Source organism: Yoonia sp. SDW83-1 (assembly GCF_046762885.1).
Classification (GTDB): Bacteria; Pseudomonadota; Alphaproteobacteria; order Rhodobacterales; family Rhodobacteraceae; genus Yoonia.
Window position 1 is genome coordinate 148,944 of the sequence record NZ_JBKQXO010000006.1, and the last position, 13,281, is coordinate 162,224.

15 protein-coding genes are annotated in these 13,281 nt (G+C 59.1%); 9 read left to right on the top strand and 6 right to left on the bottom strand.

The genetic code is table 11. The annotated features are described in order from the left end of the window. Nucleotides 1–46: 46 nt before the first annotated feature. From ACFWW4_RS09805 to ACFWW4_RS09815, 3 genes are read right to left on the bottom strand one after another with little or no spacing between them, the layout of a single operon-like run. Complete coding sequence (locus ACFWW4_RS09805) at nucleotides 47–643, bottom strand: YdeI/OmpD-associated family protein (RefSeq protein WP_411890676.1); 597 nt, start codon at nucleotides 641–643, stop codon at nucleotides 47–49. Between the two features lie 21 nt (nucleotides 644–664). Further along, nucleotides 665–1,186: a sigma-70 family RNA polymerase sigma factor gene (locus tag ACFWW4_RS09810; protein WP_411890677.1), complete on the bottom strand. Its 522-nt coding sequence runs from the start codon at nucleotides 1,184–1,186 to the stop codon at nucleotides 665–667. Then, nucleotides 1,183–1,347, bottom strand: coding sequence for a NepR family anti-sigma factor (locus tag ACFWW4_RS09815; protein ID WP_393930750.1), 165 nt, complete (start codon nucleotides 1,345–1,347; stop codon nucleotides 1,183–1,185). Before ACFWW4_RS09815 ends, ACFWW4_RS09810 begins: the two co-directional genes overlap by 4 nt. A gap of 116 nt (nucleotides 1,348–1,463) precedes the next feature. Between ACFWW4_RS09815 and ACFWW4_RS09820 the strand changes: the two genes are divergently transcribed. Beyond that, nucleotides 1,464–2,258: a response regulator gene (locus ACFWW4_RS09820; protein WP_411890678.1), complete on the top strand. Its 795-nt coding sequence runs from the start codon at nucleotides 1,464–1,466 to the stop codon at nucleotides 2,256–2,258. Here the strand turns inward: ACFWW4_RS09820 and metG are convergent. Beyond that, entirely contained in the window at nucleotides 2,255–4,021 is a 1,767-nt protein-coding gene (metG, locus tag ACFWW4_RS09825; protein WP_411890679.1) for a methionine--tRNA ligase, read from the bottom strand. The two genes, ACFWW4_RS09820 and metG, sit on opposite strands and share 4 nt — an antisense overlap. A 136-nt stretch (nucleotides 4,022–4,157) precedes the next feature. Here metG and ACFWW4_RS09830 point away from each other — a divergent pair, with 136 nt between their 5' ends. Further along, entirely contained in the window at nucleotides 4,158–4,634 is a 477-nt protein-coding gene (locus ACFWW4_RS09830) for an outer membrane beta-barrel protein (RefSeq protein WP_393930756.1), read from the top strand. On the opposite strand, the gene ACFWW4_RS09835 is transcribed toward ACFWW4_RS09830, so the two are convergent. Next, nucleotides 4,619–5,851, bottom strand: a complete 1,233-nt coding sequence (locus tag ACFWW4_RS09835; RefSeq protein WP_393930758.1) for an MFS transporter — start codon at nucleotides 5,849–5,851, stop codon at nucleotides 4,619–4,621. The two genes, ACFWW4_RS09830 and ACFWW4_RS09835, sit on opposite strands and share 16 nt — an antisense overlap. Before the next feature lie 129 nt (nucleotides 5,852–5,980). Between ACFWW4_RS09835 and ACFWW4_RS09840 the strand changes: the two genes are divergently transcribed. Then, nucleotides 5,981–7,024: an aldo/keto reductase gene (locus ACFWW4_RS09840; RefSeq protein WP_411890680.1), complete on the top strand. Its 1,044-nt coding sequence runs from the start codon at nucleotides 5,981–5,983 to the stop codon at nucleotides 7,022–7,024. A 519-nt stretch (nucleotides 7,025–7,543) separates the two neighbouring features. Next, nucleotides 7,544–8,878 (top strand): hypothetical protein, encoded by a 1,335-nt coding sequence (locus tag ACFWW4_RS09845; protein WP_411890681.1) that lies wholly within the window; start codon nucleotides 7,544–7,546, stop codon nucleotides 8,876–8,878. Nucleotides 8,879–8,985: 107 nt separating this feature from the next. Here ACFWW4_RS09845 and ACFWW4_RS09850 read toward each other — a convergent pair whose 3' ends face one another. Continuing rightward, nucleotides 8,986–9,456: an N-acetyltransferase family protein gene (locus ACFWW4_RS09850; protein WP_411890682.1), complete on the bottom strand. Its 471-nt coding sequence runs from the start codon at nucleotides 9,454–9,456 to the stop codon at nucleotides 8,986–8,988. 259 nt (nucleotides 9,457–9,715) lie between these two features. Here ACFWW4_RS09850 and ACFWW4_RS09855 point away from each other — a divergent pair, with 259 nt between their 5' ends. From ACFWW4_RS09855 to ACFWW4_RS09875, 5 genes are read left to right on the top strand one after another with little or no spacing between them, the layout of a single operon-like run. After that, nucleotides 9,716–10,624, top strand: a complete 909-nt coding sequence (locus ACFWW4_RS09855; RefSeq protein ID WP_411890683.1) for a 3-keto-5-aminohexanoate cleavage protein — start codon at nucleotides 9,716–9,718, stop codon at nucleotides 10,622–10,624. After that, a complete protein-coding gene (locus tag ACFWW4_RS09860; protein ID WP_411890684.1) occupies nucleotides 10,621–11,148 on the top strand; it encodes a lipocalin family protein in 528 nt (175 codons plus the stop codon). Before ACFWW4_RS09855 ends, ACFWW4_RS09860 begins: the two co-directional genes overlap by 4 nt. Beyond that, nucleotides 11,145–11,396: a hypothetical protein gene (locus ACFWW4_RS09865; protein ID WP_411890685.1), complete on the top strand. Its 252-nt coding sequence runs from the start codon at nucleotides 11,145–11,147 to the stop codon at nucleotides 11,394–11,396. The genes ACFWW4_RS09860 and ACFWW4_RS09865 overlap by 4 nt, the downstream gene beginning before the upstream one ends. A 3-nt stretch (nucleotides 11,397–11,399) precedes the next feature. Continuing rightward, on the top strand, nucleotides 11,400–12,854 hold the full coding sequence (locus tag ACFWW4_RS09870; RefSeq protein ID WP_411890686.1) for a carnitine 3-dehydrogenase: 1,455 nt from the start codon (nucleotides 11,400–11,402) through the stop codon (nucleotides 12,852–12,854). Nucleotides 12,855–12,881: 27 nt separating this feature from the next. Continuing rightward, the gene (locus ACFWW4_RS09875) at nucleotides 12,882–13,274 is read left to right on the top strand and encodes a GFA family protein (RefSeq protein WP_411890687.1); all 393 of its coding nucleotides are present in this window, start codon (nucleotides 12,882–12,884) and stop codon (nucleotides 13,272–13,274) included. Nucleotides 13,275–13,281 lie beyond the last annotated feature (7 nt).

Consider the following 13,281-nt stretch of genomic DNA (forward strand, 5'->3'; position numbering starts at 1 on the left):
AGTTGGATTTTGGCAGAGCCTAGCAGATTTGGGCAGGCCGCCAAGGTCAGCGCTTGCGCCACTGGAAGGGGCGCCTGTTTTCTGCGCTATCGCTGACAATCTGATCAATCCGTGCGGCGCGGGTTGCTGCCCGTTTTGCATTCAGCAGGATTTCCAGTGCGCCGCGTTTGACGGAGCGCGGAAAACTGTCCCAGTTTTCCTGAGCGCCCGGTGTGGCATCGAAGCGCGCCTGCAGGTCAGGCGGGATGACAAGGTTTTCGACGTCATCAAGGGCGGTCCAGCTGCCATCCGCCATGGCGCGCGCGACCACGGCCTGCCCAGCGGGATGCATCAGATTTTCCGCCTCAAGCCGCGCGACCTTGTCCTTGTTCACCCGGCTCCAGTTCGAACGGGGTTTGCGCGGGCTGATGTAGAGCATCGTACGGGCGTCATCCTTGGCGCGCGGCAAGCTGTCGACCCAGCCAAAGCACAGGCATGCATCCACGATGGCGCTGGCGGGGATGTGTTTGTCGGCATGCGATTTCTTGTAAGTGACGACCCACACGCCATCGGCGCGGGTATGATTTTCGGTCAGCCAGTCGCGCAATGCGGCGGTGCTGGTGACTACGACCTCTGGTACATCTTTGAGCGGTTGTTTGGGCATATCGAACGCACCTGACCTTGATCAGTCATCGTTCTGGTCTGTTTCGTTTTTGTATTCAAGTAGTTCGGCCAGCCGTTTGCGGCCGCGGTTGATCCGGCTTTTGATCGTACCGATGGCCACATTACAGGTTTCGGCAGCCTCTTCATAAGACATCCCACTGGCGCCGACGAGAATAAGCGCTTCGCGTTGTTCGTCCGGCAGTAACATCAGCGCTTTTTCAAAATCCATCAATTCGATCCGGGTGTCCGGTGTTTGCCCGTCACCGATCATCTCGGTCAGCGTGGTTTCGATATGGGCCACTTCGCGCCGCTTGCGGCGCAGGTCGGAATAAAAGGTGTTTCGTACAATCGTGAACAGCCAGGCCCGCAGATTGGTGCTGGCTTCGAACTGATGAAAGCACTTCCAGGCCTTGATGATCGCATCCTGCACAAGATCGTCAGCCTGCGATGGGTTTCGCGTCAGGCTGAGCGCGAAGGCGCGCATCTCGGGCAGAAATTCAACAATTTCGTCGCGTGGATCGGCTTGATCGAACGCTGGGCTCATATGTTTTGCCCCGGGTCCTGGTCGTCTTCGGATTGTTTGAGGCGGTCCAGCAGTTCCTTGAAACGATCCGGCACCTCTTGTTCCACCATGCGCTGGTAGACCTTGCGCAGGTTTTCGTCGATATCGCGTTCGACCTTCGATCTTTTCGGGTGTTTTGGCATTTAAGGTACTCATTGGGGTGCAATTTATTCTAACTGACTATTCCATAAACGCCACAGGGTTGTATTGTGTTCCATAGCTCACGCCACAGGGTACTATTTTCATTATGCAAGACGATGTGTCACAGCCCCTATCTGTCCGCCTGGCGGCCGCGCTGCCTTATCTGCGGCGGCATGCCCGCGCGCTGAGCGGTGACCAGTCGCTTGGCGACGAATATGCGCTGGGCGCGTTGCAAATTGTGCTGGATGATCCATCAACGGTATTATCCGCGTCATCGCTTAAGGTCGGGTTATTTCGCGCCTTCTTTCAGGTCTGGAATCGCGGCAGCTTTGGCATGGTGGCCGAGGACGGGCTGGTCGCCCAGGCGCAGCTTTATCTTCAGGAACTGACCCCGCATTCCCGCCAGGCCTTGCTTTTGCATGCTATTGAAGAGCTATCATTCCGGCAGATTGCCGAGATCATGGACAAGACCCTGCCCGAGGTCGAAAATCTGATCAGCACAGCCCGCCGCGAAATGAAGAAAAGCATCCGTGGCCGCGTCATGGTGATTGAGGATGAATCAATGATCGCCATGGATCTGCAGGATATTGTGGAGTCGATGGGTCATGAAGTGACAGGGGCCGCGGCCACCCATGGGCAGGCCGTGGCACTGGCAGCGGATCACAAACCTGATCTAATCCTGTCCGATATCCAGCTGGCAGATGGGACTTCGGGCATTGACGCTGTTGATGACATCCTGCGTGCCGCAAGGGGTATTCCGGTGATCTTTATCACTGCCTTCCCCGAACGTCTGCTGACAGGCGAGCGGCGTGAACCCGCATTTGTCATCACCAAGCCCTATGCAGAAGAACAGGTCCAGTCGGCAATCAGCCAAGCCATGTTCTTTCGCAGCACTGCGGAGCTGCACAATTAATCCCGCTTGCCTGCGAACCTTTCGGCCCAGTCTTCACGTTCTTCATCCGTAATTTTTCGGAACTGATTGTCTGGCACCGTGAAAACATGACCTGCGGGCAGGGCGGTGAGGGCGGCCTGCACATCGTCGGGCCAACTGTCATCATCAGTCTGCATGGCGGCCAGCAAGTCGGCGCTGGCATCGGGGATGAACGCGGCCGACAGCACCGCGTAGATGCGGATCAGGTTCAGCGCCAGCCGTACCTGCATGGCGGCTGTGTCAGGGTCCGTCTTGAATGTGGTCCATGGCGCGTTGGCCTGCAGATATTCGTTCCCCAGCACCCAGATCGCCCGCAATTCGGACGCGGCCTTACGGATCTCAATCGCATCCATGTGCCTTTCATAGGCGCGGATGCGGGTGGTCAAGTCCGCGATCAGTTTTTCCTCTGCCGGGCCGTATTCGCCCCCGTCCGGCACGGCTTCGCTGAATTTGGAACGGCAGAACTTGGTAATCCGGCTGACGAAATTACCCAGCACATCGGCAAGGTCTTTGTTCACGTCTGTCTGGAAGGTCTCCCACGTGAACTCCGCATCGGAGGATTCAGGTGCATGGGACAGCAGCCACCAGCGCCAGTAATCCGGTGGCAGGATTTCCAGCGCCTGATCCATGAACACGCCGCGCCCGCGCGATGTGCTGAACTGGCCGCCATCATAGTTGAGGTAGTTGAATGATTTGATGTAATCGACCAGCTTCCACGGCTCCTGGCTGCCAAGAATGGTGGCAGGAAAACTAAGCGTATGGAACGGCACGTTATCCTTACCCATGAACTGGGTATAGGTCACGTCATCTGCCCCTTTGTCGGTCCGCCACCAGCGTTCCCAATCGGTGCCTTTGCCTGCATCTTCCCATTCCTGCGCGCAGGCGATGTATTCGATGGGGGCGTCGAACCAGACATAGAACACCTTGCCTTCCATGCCGGGCCATGTCTGGTCGCCCTTTTTTACCGGGATACCCCAGTCCAAATCGCGGGTGATGCCGCGATCCTGCAAGCCGTCGCCGTCATTGAGCCACTTAAGTGCGATGGAGGTGGTGAGAACTGGCCAATAGTCCTTTGCTTCGGTCTCCTGCTTGACACCGTCGACCCTCAATACGGTTGGTCTGATTTTGCTAAGTATCCATCTGTGTAGGTCTTCCTTCAATTCCGATTGGCGCAGATAAAGATGCTTGGTCTTGCGCACTTCCAGTTCGGTCGCGCCCGAAATGGTCGAATGCGGGTTGATCAAGTCGGTCGGGTCCAACTGCTTGGTACAATTGTCGCACTGGTCGCCGCGTGCGCTTTCAAACCCGCAATTGGGGCATGTGCCCTCGATATACCGATCCGGCAGGAACCGACCGTCGGCTACCGAATAAACCTGCTCCTCGGTCACTTCCTTGATCAGGCCAACCTCGGCCAGGCGCTGCGCAAAGGCCTGCGTCAGCTTATGGTTCTGCGGGCTGGATGACCGGCCAAAATGGTCGAATGACAGGCGGAACCCGTCTGCGATCTGCGACTGGACGGTGTGCATTTCGGCGCAATATTCGGCCACCGGTTTGCCCGCCTTGGCAGCGGCCAGTTCGGCGGGGGTGCCGTGTTCGTCTGTCGCGCATAAAAACAAAACCTCATGACCGCGCTGGCGCAGGTAGCGGGCATAAAGGTCGGCAGGCAATTGGCTGCCGATCAGGTTTCCCAGATGTTTGATCCCGTTGATATAGGGAATTGCGGATGTAATCAGATGACGTGCCATAGCGGTGCGGTCCCATGCGTTTGCGCCGTTCTAGCGGGGGCGTGCGGCAGATGCCAGATGTTGCGCGCGGGTGCTGGTCATTCTGCAGAGGCATGGTTAGTTTGCCGCAAAGGCACATCAACCGGAGGGACTTTTGATGAAAACCATTCTGGCAGCGCTTTGCGCCCTTTGCATCGGGTCGGCGGCCACAGCGCAAGAGTTCCATGGCGGCCTTGGCCTTGATTACGGCAAACCGCATTCGGGCGAAGATCAGGCCGGATTTTCCTGGCTCGGCGGCGTGACGTTTGGCGGCCCGACACTCCGCTACGGGGTTGAACTGGATATCGGTATGCCCCTGAATGGCAACACCGATTATGACACCAACCGCCTGCGCCTGATTGGTATGTATGACATCGGCGACTACACCATTCTTGGTGCGGTCGGGGTCACGCGCTATCAGTTTGGTGATGAGGATAATGACGGCTCTAACTTCGGTATCGGTGTGGAACGTGACTTCTCGGACCGGTGGAGCCTGCGTGGGGAATTCATCCGCGATTTCCTGGACGAAGACTTCGGCGGCTTTACCGACGCGGTAACAACCACCCGCATTGCGATGATCTACCGCTTCTTCTGATCCCGGCTGCGGCCCAGCAGCCTACCGATGCCAAAGCTGGTGCGGGGCGCGTAGACATAGCGCGTCCTGTCCTCTGGCGTGCCACGCACGCGCATCCGGCCAAGGCCGAAGATGATCAAGAGGATATGCCCCGCAGAGATGAAATAGAACAGCGCCGCAGGCCCGAACGCCGCGATCAGGGCTGATGTGGTATAGGGGGCCGCAATGGCACCGACAGCATAGAAAAACATCAGCGCCGCCGACAGTTCAACCCGTTGATCTGACGTGGCAAAATCATGGGCATGGGCGGTCGCCACCGAATAGATCGGAAAGGTGGTCAGCCCGAAAAAACCGGCTGCAAACAGAACGGTGATGGTGCCATTGTTTGAGGTGGCGACCGTGAATGCACAGGCAATCACGGCGGCGACCGACAACCAGATCATCACCCAGCGCCGGTCATATTTGTCGGCCAGCCAACCCACAGGATATTGCGCCAGCGCGCCGCCTGCGACAAAGGCAGCCAGGAAATAGCCTATCTGGTCCGCGCCCAGCCCGACCTCTTGCCCGTAGATCGGGCCGACCATCCGGAAAGACGCGCTCGACAACGCGGCGACCAGCACGGCAGCAACCCCGAGCGGTGAACAGGCCCAGGCAAGTGCGGGACGCAACCGCGTGGCCGCAGGTGTTTGCGGTTGCGCGATGCGGGTCAGTGCCAGCGGCAAAAGCGAGGCACAGCACAGGATCGTCAGGATGTTATAGGCAATATAGGTTTCCAGATTGGCCAGCGCGCCGATCATGAACTGCGCGACAAAGGATGCGCCCATATCCGCGATGCGATAACTGCCCATGGCCCGCCCGCGGGTTTCATTGGTGACCTTGGCCTGCAGCCAGGCTTCGATCACGGTATAGCACCCGGCCACGCAGATGCCCGACGCAACCCGGAACAAAGCCCAGAAATAAGGATCTGCCACCACCACATGGGCGGCCAGCCCGATCGCCCCCATCGCGGTGAATGTGGCATAGGCGCGGCTGTGGCCGACACTGCCCATCAGGCGCGGCGCCCACCAGCAGCCGATGAAAAAGCCAAAAAAATGGGCGGATCCTAGAAATCCGACCTCTGCCTTGGAAAACCCGGCCTCCAGCCCGGTCAGCGCGTCCAATGGCCCGACACCGCCCGAGGACAGCTGGAGCAAGGCTACGGACAGGAACAATGACGCGAAGGAGAGGAGCATGCGCATGAGGCTTCTATGCGGTGTCGGCCGGCTCCGCGCTTCGGCATAATCGACCGCATATGTCGCATTTGTGCCCTTGCCCCTGCTGATCCGCGCATTAGGGTTCGGCAAAATCCGAAAAAAGAGGTTTGCGCGATGAAAATGATCCCCCTTGGCCGCACCGACATCATGGTCAGCGATTGGTGTTTGGGCACAATGACTTATGGCAATCAGACGCCTCAGGATGACGCCCATACACAGATTGATATGGCCGTGGATGCTGGGATCAATTTTCTGGATACGGCTGAGATGTATCCAGTCAATCCGATCCGGGCCGAAACCGTGGGCCTGTCTGAGCAGGTCATCGGCAACTGGATCGCCAAGACGGGACGACGCGATGACATCGTGATCGCCACCAAGGTCTCTGGCGACAATCCGGGCTGGGTCCGCGAGGGGCGTGGCTATGATGGCGCGGTGATCCGAGAGGCCGTGGATACATCGCTCAAACGGCTGCAGACCGATGTGATCGACCTTTATCAGATGCACTGGCCGCTGCGCGGGTCTTACATGTTCCGCCAGAACTGGACGTATGATCCGTCAGGGCAGAATCGGCAGGACACGCTGGATCATATGATGGATGTGCTGACGGCGCTGGGCGACTGCGTAAAAGCAGGGAAAATCAAGGCGATAGGCATGTCCAACGAAAGTGCCTGGGGCATGACGAAATGGATCGATCAGGCCGAATGCGCGGGCCTGCCCCGCATGGCATCGGTGCAGAATGAATATTCGCTGCTGTGCCGTCTGTACGATACCGACATGGCCGAAATGGCGGTGAACGAGGATGTGACGCTGCTGTCATTTTCGCCACTGGCCTGCGGGTTGCTGACTGGCAAGTACCAGAATGGTGCGGTGCCGGATGGCAGCCGGATGGCGATCAACGGTGATCTGGGCGGGCGCAAATCGCCGCGCGTTTTCGAGGCGATGCAGGCCTATCTTGACCTGTCCGCTGAACATGGACTCGATCCGGTGCACATGGCGATGGCATGGCAGCGAACGCGGCCCTTTGCGGTGTCGGCGATTTTCGGGGCGACGACCGCAGCACAGTTGGACCGCATCTTGGCAGGGGCGGATGTGGTGCTGTCGGATGAGGTGGTGGGCGCAATTGACAACCTCAATCGGGCGCATCCGATGCCCTACTGACCCACCGTTCGCAGGTGTTTCTCGGCCCCCATCGTACGGTGGTTTTTTCGCGCTGACGGCGAATCATAGGTTAACACCTTATTTTGCAGGGAAAACGGCGGTCGGCATCGCGTCGGATTTGCGTCGGCAAACCGTCGGACCTTTTGGCGGTATTTTCGCGGGTTAACAGGGCGTACGGTGGTAGGCGTGAAGAAAGGTTTAATGCGGGCGCAGGTGCCGACAGTGGGAACTGGGTAACTAGGTAAAAGATGCTTATGTCTGGTATGAGCCCATTCTGCCTGATGCTGCGCCATGCACGAATGTCGGCTACGGACAGAACCGGTGCCCAATGGTGCATCATCTTGCGGTCGATTATCCCCTGTGGCAAGCTTGATGTCACGCCTACCTGATTTATGCAGTGCGTTTGGTTTGGTGCTGCGGCTGGCGACAGTTCTTTTCTCAGTCTTGGGTTTTTCGAACGCAGTTTGACTAGGCGCGTATTGGTCAAGCCGCTGTTGCACGTACAAACAAGAGGATGCGATGACAAAGCGGCGAATACTGACGACCTTCCTGGTTTTATTTTGTCTGGTGGCGGCACCGCTAGGTGCGGTTGCCTTTGAAACTGCCGACGACGCTCGTGCGTTTCTCAACACAGTTGGATCATTATCGGAGTACGGTTCATCGGAGCAGGAGCGCGCACTGCATCTTCGCGTGCAAGATGCCATCGGAGATGCAGACTTGCAGCAGATCGTCGCGGCGGCCGCGATTGTTGGGGCACTACAAAGTCTGACGATCAAGAACGGGCAGGAGCTCACAGACATTTCGCCGCTGCGCGAAACCGAGTTGACCTCTCTGACGTTGACAGGTGTTTTTTTGCTGGACGATCTATCGCCACTTTCAGACCTGCCGTTGGAGCGGCTGAGCCTCGAGTTGGACCCCGGCTTCAACTACAACACACAGGATGGTCGGGTCCCCATCGGGCCTGCGGATTTGTCGGCTCTTTCTCTCCTCGAACTTAGGTCTCTTTCCCTTCGCGGCTTGACCGGTGTGACCAACCTGTCAGCTCTGTCGGAGATGCAGCTTGAGTCCGTGTCGCTGTCGGAGATGTATAGCCTGACGGATGTTTCTGCTTTGACAGGGATGCAACTGCGGAGCGTTTCGCTAAGTCGTACGCCAATAAGCGATCTTTCGTTCTTGGCAGAGGCACCATTGGAAAACATCGCGCTGTATGAAGTCAGCATTCGCGACTTGACCCCTCTCTCTGGCAAGGTGCTGACCGAGGTCATATTGGTGGATTTGCCGGTCGTCGGAACACTTGAGCCATTGAGAAACCAGCCTATCGAACATTTGCGACTTCAAGCACTGCCTGCGGTCGCGGATCTGTCGCCACTTTCGGAGCTGCCGCTGGAAAGCCTATCTCTCTCCCTTCTACCGGCAGTAACGGAGTTGCCGTCATTCGACACATCACAATTGACGAGCATCGTGATGGTGGATTTGGCGCAGGTCACCAGTTTCAGGCAAGTCTTTTCCCCGACACTTTCCGAGGTGTCTCTGGTCAATCTGCCCGGTCTGACCACGCTTGATGGCCTTCAGGGCGCGCCGATCGAGCGCTTTTCGATGAAGAACTGCGATGCAGTGACAAGCCTTGAGCCGCTGACCGATGCACCAATCCAGTGGGCGGACCTATCGCATAGCTCTGGCGTGACCGACATCATTCCTCTTGCGACTGCACCGCTTCAGGGCCTGAACCTCTCCGGAACGTTGAGGATCCTCGATCTCTCTCCGTTACACGGTAAGCAGATCAGAGTAACAACCCACAACCGGGCGCTGTTCAATCAGCTGGTAGTCTTAGAGGCAGAAGTACAAGACGAATAGGACTTTTGACCGTATTCGGAAGGAAGCGAACACCGCGGCGTATGTAGCGAAGGGTAACTTCGTTCCGCACAGCAGATCTCAGCTCTGTCCACATGAAACGGCTCCATTTATCCGACGCCCCGCTTTGCATCCGCTGACAGCGGGATGGTGAAGCGTGGCCCCGGCTGGCTGGTGATCTCTTCGAAGCCCATGGCCCTGTAGGCGGCGGCGGCGCTTGGGTTGTCAGGGGCGGTACCGATGGTTAGGTGGCAGGCCGCAGCTTGGCTCGCGTGATCGCGGGCGGCTTTGATCAGCGCCTTGCCGATCCCGCGTCCGCGCAGTGGTTCCTCGACAAACAGATGCGCGATATCCAGAAGGTCTCCGGTGTTCATCGGTCGCCAGCGTGGTTCCAGCACCGAGTAGCCCGCGGCGACGCCCGATGCCCTTGCGATCAGGGTGGTCAGCGTCCCGTCAATCAGCCGCGTTTGCGTGTCCGCCAGCCCCATATGGCAGGGGTCGCCGTGAAAGGCGCAGAGTTTGCGGATCATGGCCAAAAGGTCGGGCACGTCGCGTGCCGTGGCGGGGGTGATGGTGATCATGGTGTCGTGTCCTTGCGTTGTCCGGGGCCCGCAAAGACCAACGTTTCTGTCGCCCTTTGCAGGGCGGCTGGATGATGTCAGATGTCAGAAATGATCCCGCCGCCTATGTGGGGCAGGTAAAGTAAACCGCAGCGATATGGTTTTGTGTCGTCATGCAGATGATGTGCCAGAGATCGGCCAAATCTGTCAAGACTTCTGCCTTGCGCGCGGTGGCGGTTTCGGGAAAGGTCCGCGAGGCACCATGACGGAGGAGGACCCCATGCCATTGCAGATGAACCGAGAGGTTTTTATCACCTGTGCTGTCACGGGGTCGGGATCTACCCAGGATCGCAGCCCGCATGTCCCCCGGTCGCCGCAGCAGATTGCCGATAGCGCAATTGATGCCGCCAGGGCAGGCGCTGCCGTGGTGCATTGCCATGTGCGTGACCCTGACACCGGTGCCCCGTCGCGCCGGCTGGACCTGTATCGTGAGGTCACCGACCGTATCCGAGATGCAGAGGTTGATGTGGTGCTGAACCTGACCGCTGGCATGGGCGGCGATATGGTGTTTGGCGGGGTTGAGACACCGCTGCCCACCGTGGCTGGCACCGATATGGTGGGGGCGACCGAGCGGGTGGCCCATGTGGCCGCTTGCCTGCCAGAGATCTGCACGCTGGATTGCGGCACGATGAATTTCGCCGAGGCCGATTATGTCATGACCAACACGCCGGGCATGTTGCAGGCGATGGGCCGGATGATGACCGAACTGGGCGTCAAGCCCGAGATCGAGGCGTTTGATACAGGGCATCTGTGGTATGCCAAGCAGCTGGTGAAGGACGGTGTGCTGGACAGCCCCGCGCTGGTCCAGTTGTGCATGGGTGTGCCGTGGGGTGCACCGGATGATCTGAACACCTTCATGGCGATGGTGAGTAATGTGCCGGAGGACTGGACGTTTTCCGCCTTTGGTCTGGGCCGGTCGCAGATGCCTTATGTTGCCGCATCGGTGCTGGCGGGGGGCAATGTGCGTGTGGGGCTTGAGGATAACCTGATGCTGGGCAAGGGCGTGCTGGCCACCAATGCGCAACTGGTGGACCGCGCGGTGGATATCATCGAAAATCTGGGCGCGCGGGTGATTGGCCCTGATGCAGTGCGCAAAAAGCTGGGTCTGACCAAACGGGCACCGGCATGAGGGCGCTGGCCCTGATCCTGCTTTTGGCGGGATGCGCGTCTGAGGGAGGACTTTTTGCGGTCTATCGCGATACCGATGCGCCGATTTCATCCAAGGCGGTGTTCGAACCGGAGCGTTATGTCGGCACATGGTACGAAGTGGCCCGCTATCCTGTCCCGTTCGAGGCAGGCTGTGTCGGGGTCACGGCGGAATACGGGCTGCGCGACGATGGCTTGCTGTCGGTGCTGAATATCTGCCGCAATCCCGATGGCAGTGAGAAATCCCGCATTGAAGGCACGGCTGAGATCGTGGGGCCGGGCCGGTTGAAGGTCCGGTTTGACAGTGTGCCGTTTGTGGCCGCGGATTACTGGGTTTTGTGGACGGACGATGGGTATCGCACCGCCGTTGTGGGCGCGCCGAATGGTCGGTCGGGCTGGATCCTGAACCGGGATCCGGTGATCCCGCAGGACCGGCTGAATGCCGCACGTGATATTCTGCGTTTCAATGGTTATGATCTGAGCCGGTTGATGGAGGTGGCCCAATGAAACGTCTGGTTTTGGGATGTGTGATGGGGCTGGCCGCCTGTGAAGGCGGTCCCGGTCTGGGCGGTGGTGGCGGAACGCGCGAGTTCATGGTCATCGGCAATGCCATGACGTTTGAGCAATGCCGTGCGCGGGGTGGTCTGATCATCCGCGATGCCAGCACGTCGATGATTGCCTGTGATCCGCAGGTGCGCGGAGAGCCGCAGCCGGTGGATGAGTTCAACAATCCCGCCTCTAATCCAGCGGGCTAGGCGATGGGGCAGGTGGCAGCCATCATCGGCGGTGGTGTGATCGGCGGCGGCTGGGCCGCCCGATTTTTGCTGATGGGATGGGATGTGCGGGTCTTTGACCCTGACCCGCAGGCGGAACGCAAGATCGGTGAGGTGATCGCGAATGCCCGCCGGTCGCTGCCGGGCCTGTCGGATGTGGCACTGCCGCCCGAAGGCCGCTTGAGTTTTCACGATGCCATGTCTGACGCGGTTGCCGGTGCCGTCTGGATACAGGAAAGCGTGCCGGAACGGCTGGAGCTGAAGCGCAAGGTGTATCAGACCGTGCAGGAACACTGCGACCCTGCGGCGGTGATTGCGTCATCAACCAGCGGGTTCAAACCGTCTGAATTGCAGGGCTGTGCGACCCGGCCGGAACAGATCCTGGTCGCGCATCCGTTCAACCCGGTCTACCTGCTGCCGCTGGTGGAACTGGTGCCGACCGACAAAAACCAGACCGCGTTTGTGCAGCAGGCCAAGGATATTCTGACCGACATCGGTATGTATCCCCTGCATGTGCGCGCCGAGATTGACGCCCATATTGCCGACCGGTTTCTTGAGGCGGTCTGGCGCGAGGCGCTGTGGCTGATCAAGGACGGGATCGCCACGACCGAGGAAATCGACAGTGCCATCCGTTACGGGTTTGGCCTGCGCTGGGCGCAGATGGGTCTGTTCGAGACCTATCGGATTGCCGGGGGCGAGGCCGGTATGCGCCATTTCATCGAACAGTTTGGCCCATGCCTGCAGTGGCCATGGACCAAGCTGATGGATGTGCCGGAACTCACCGATGAGTTGATCGATCAGGTGGCGGGGCAGTCAGATGCGCAATCCGGTCACCTGAGTATCCGCGAGCTCGAACGCGCCCGCGACAATAACCTTGTCACGATCCTGCGCGGGCTGAAGACGCAGGATTGGGGGGCGGGTGCCCTGCTGAAGGCACATGATGCGCGGCTGACCGGGCAGATCGCCCTGCCCGATGATCTGACCCAGCCGATTGTGACGGTTGAACGTGTCGTGCCGCTGGACTGGACCGATTATAACGGCCACATGAACGAGGCGAAGTATCTGCAGGCCTTTGGCGATGCCACGGACCGGATGATGTGGCTGGTGGGGTGTGATGCAGATTATATCGCCAGTGGCTCCAGCTTTTTCACCGCTGAAACCCATATCCGGCATCTGGACGAGGTCCATGCCGGGGCGATGATCCGGGTGGAAACGCAGGTATTGCAGGGTGAAGGCAAGAAGATGCATCTGTTCCACCGGATGTTCGAAGGGGATCGAGAGTTGGCCACCGGCGAACATTTCCTGCTGCATGTGAGTTTGGAGACGCGGCGCGCCTGCGATCCGGATGATCGGGTTGCGGTGCCATTGGGCCGCGTTGCCGCTGCCCATGCCGCGTTGCCGCGCCCTGACGGCGCCGGGGCAGCGGTGGGGGTGCGTTGAGCGTTACGACACTGACGGAGACGAAGCATGGATCGATATACGGGCGGTTGTCTTTGTGGTCGCGTCAGATTTTCTGCTTCGGGCGCGCCATACCGGGTGGGTGTTTGTCATTGCCTTGACTGTCGCAAGCATCACGGCGCGTTGTTCTATGCCGCGGCGGTATTTCCGCAGGATGCGGTGACAGTCGAGGGTGAGACACGCAGCCATGCCGGTCGGCATTTTTGCCCTGTTTGCGGATCGTCAGTCTTTGCACGCACAGATGACGAGGTCGAACTGCATCTTGGATCACTGGACGCGCCCGACCAACTCCGACCGACATACGAATGCTGGGTCATTCGGCGCGAAGAGTGGTTGCCGCCATTTCCGACTGCCCGAGGTTACGGGCGCGATCGTGACGCGGAGGGTCGGGGCGAGGAATAGGCGGGAA

Excerpts from the sequence above, each read along its gene's own strand:
- ACFWW4_RS09850 (WP_411890682.1), bottom strand. The coding sequence starts at position 9,456 with ATGATCACCATCACCCCCGCCACGGCACGCGACGTGCCCGACCTTTTG.
- ACFWW4_RS09870 (WP_411890686.1), top strand. The coding sequence starts at position 11,400 with ATGGGGCAGGTGGCAGCCATCATCGGCGGTGGTGTGATCGGCGGCGGC.
- ACFWW4_RS09875 (WP_411890687.1), top strand. The coding sequence starts at position 12,882 with ATGGATCGATATACGGGCGGTTGTCTTTGTGGTCGCGTCAGATTTTCT.
- ACFWW4_RS09840 (WP_411890680.1), top strand. The coding sequence starts at position 5,981 with ATGAAAATGATCCCCCTTGGCCGCACCGACATCATGGTCAGCGATTGG.
- ACFWW4_RS09865 (WP_411890685.1), top strand. The coding sequence starts at position 11,145 with ATGAAACGTCTGGTTTTGGGATGTGTGATGGGGCTGGCCGCCTGTGAA.
- metG (WP_411890679.1), bottom strand. The coding sequence starts at position 4,021 with ATGGCACGTCATCTGATTACATCCGCAATTCCCTATATCAACGGGATC.
- ACFWW4_RS09855 (WP_411890683.1), top strand. The coding sequence starts at position 9,716 with ATGCCATTGCAGATGAACCGAGAGGTTTTTATCACCTGTGCTGTCACG.
- ACFWW4_RS09805 (WP_411890676.1), bottom strand. The coding sequence starts at position 643 with ATGCCCAAACAACCGCTCAAAGATGTACCAGAGGTCGTAGTCACCAGC.
- ACFWW4_RS09830 (WP_393930756.1), top strand. The coding sequence starts at position 4,158 with ATGAAAACCATTCTGGCAGCGCTTTGCGCCCTTTGCATCGGGTCGGCG.
- ACFWW4_RS09845 (WP_411890681.1), top strand. The coding sequence starts at position 7,544 with ATGACAAAGCGGCGAATACTGACGACCTTCCTGGTTTTATTTTGTCTG.
- ACFWW4_RS09860 (WP_411890684.1), top strand. The coding sequence starts at position 10,621 with ATGAGGGCGCTGGCCCTGATCCTGCTTTTGGCGGGATGCGCGTCTGAG.
- ACFWW4_RS09810 (WP_411890677.1), bottom strand. The coding sequence starts at position 1,186 with ATGAGCCCAGCGTTCGATCAAGCCGATCCACGCGACGAAATTGTTGAA.
- ACFWW4_RS09835 (WP_393930758.1), bottom strand. The coding sequence starts at position 5,851 with ATGCGCATGCTCCTCTCCTTCGCGTCATTGTTCCTGTCCGTAGCCTTG.
- ACFWW4_RS09815 (WP_393930750.1), bottom strand. The coding sequence starts at position 1,347 with ATGCCAAAACACCCGAAAAGATCGAAGGTCGAACGCGATATCGACGAA.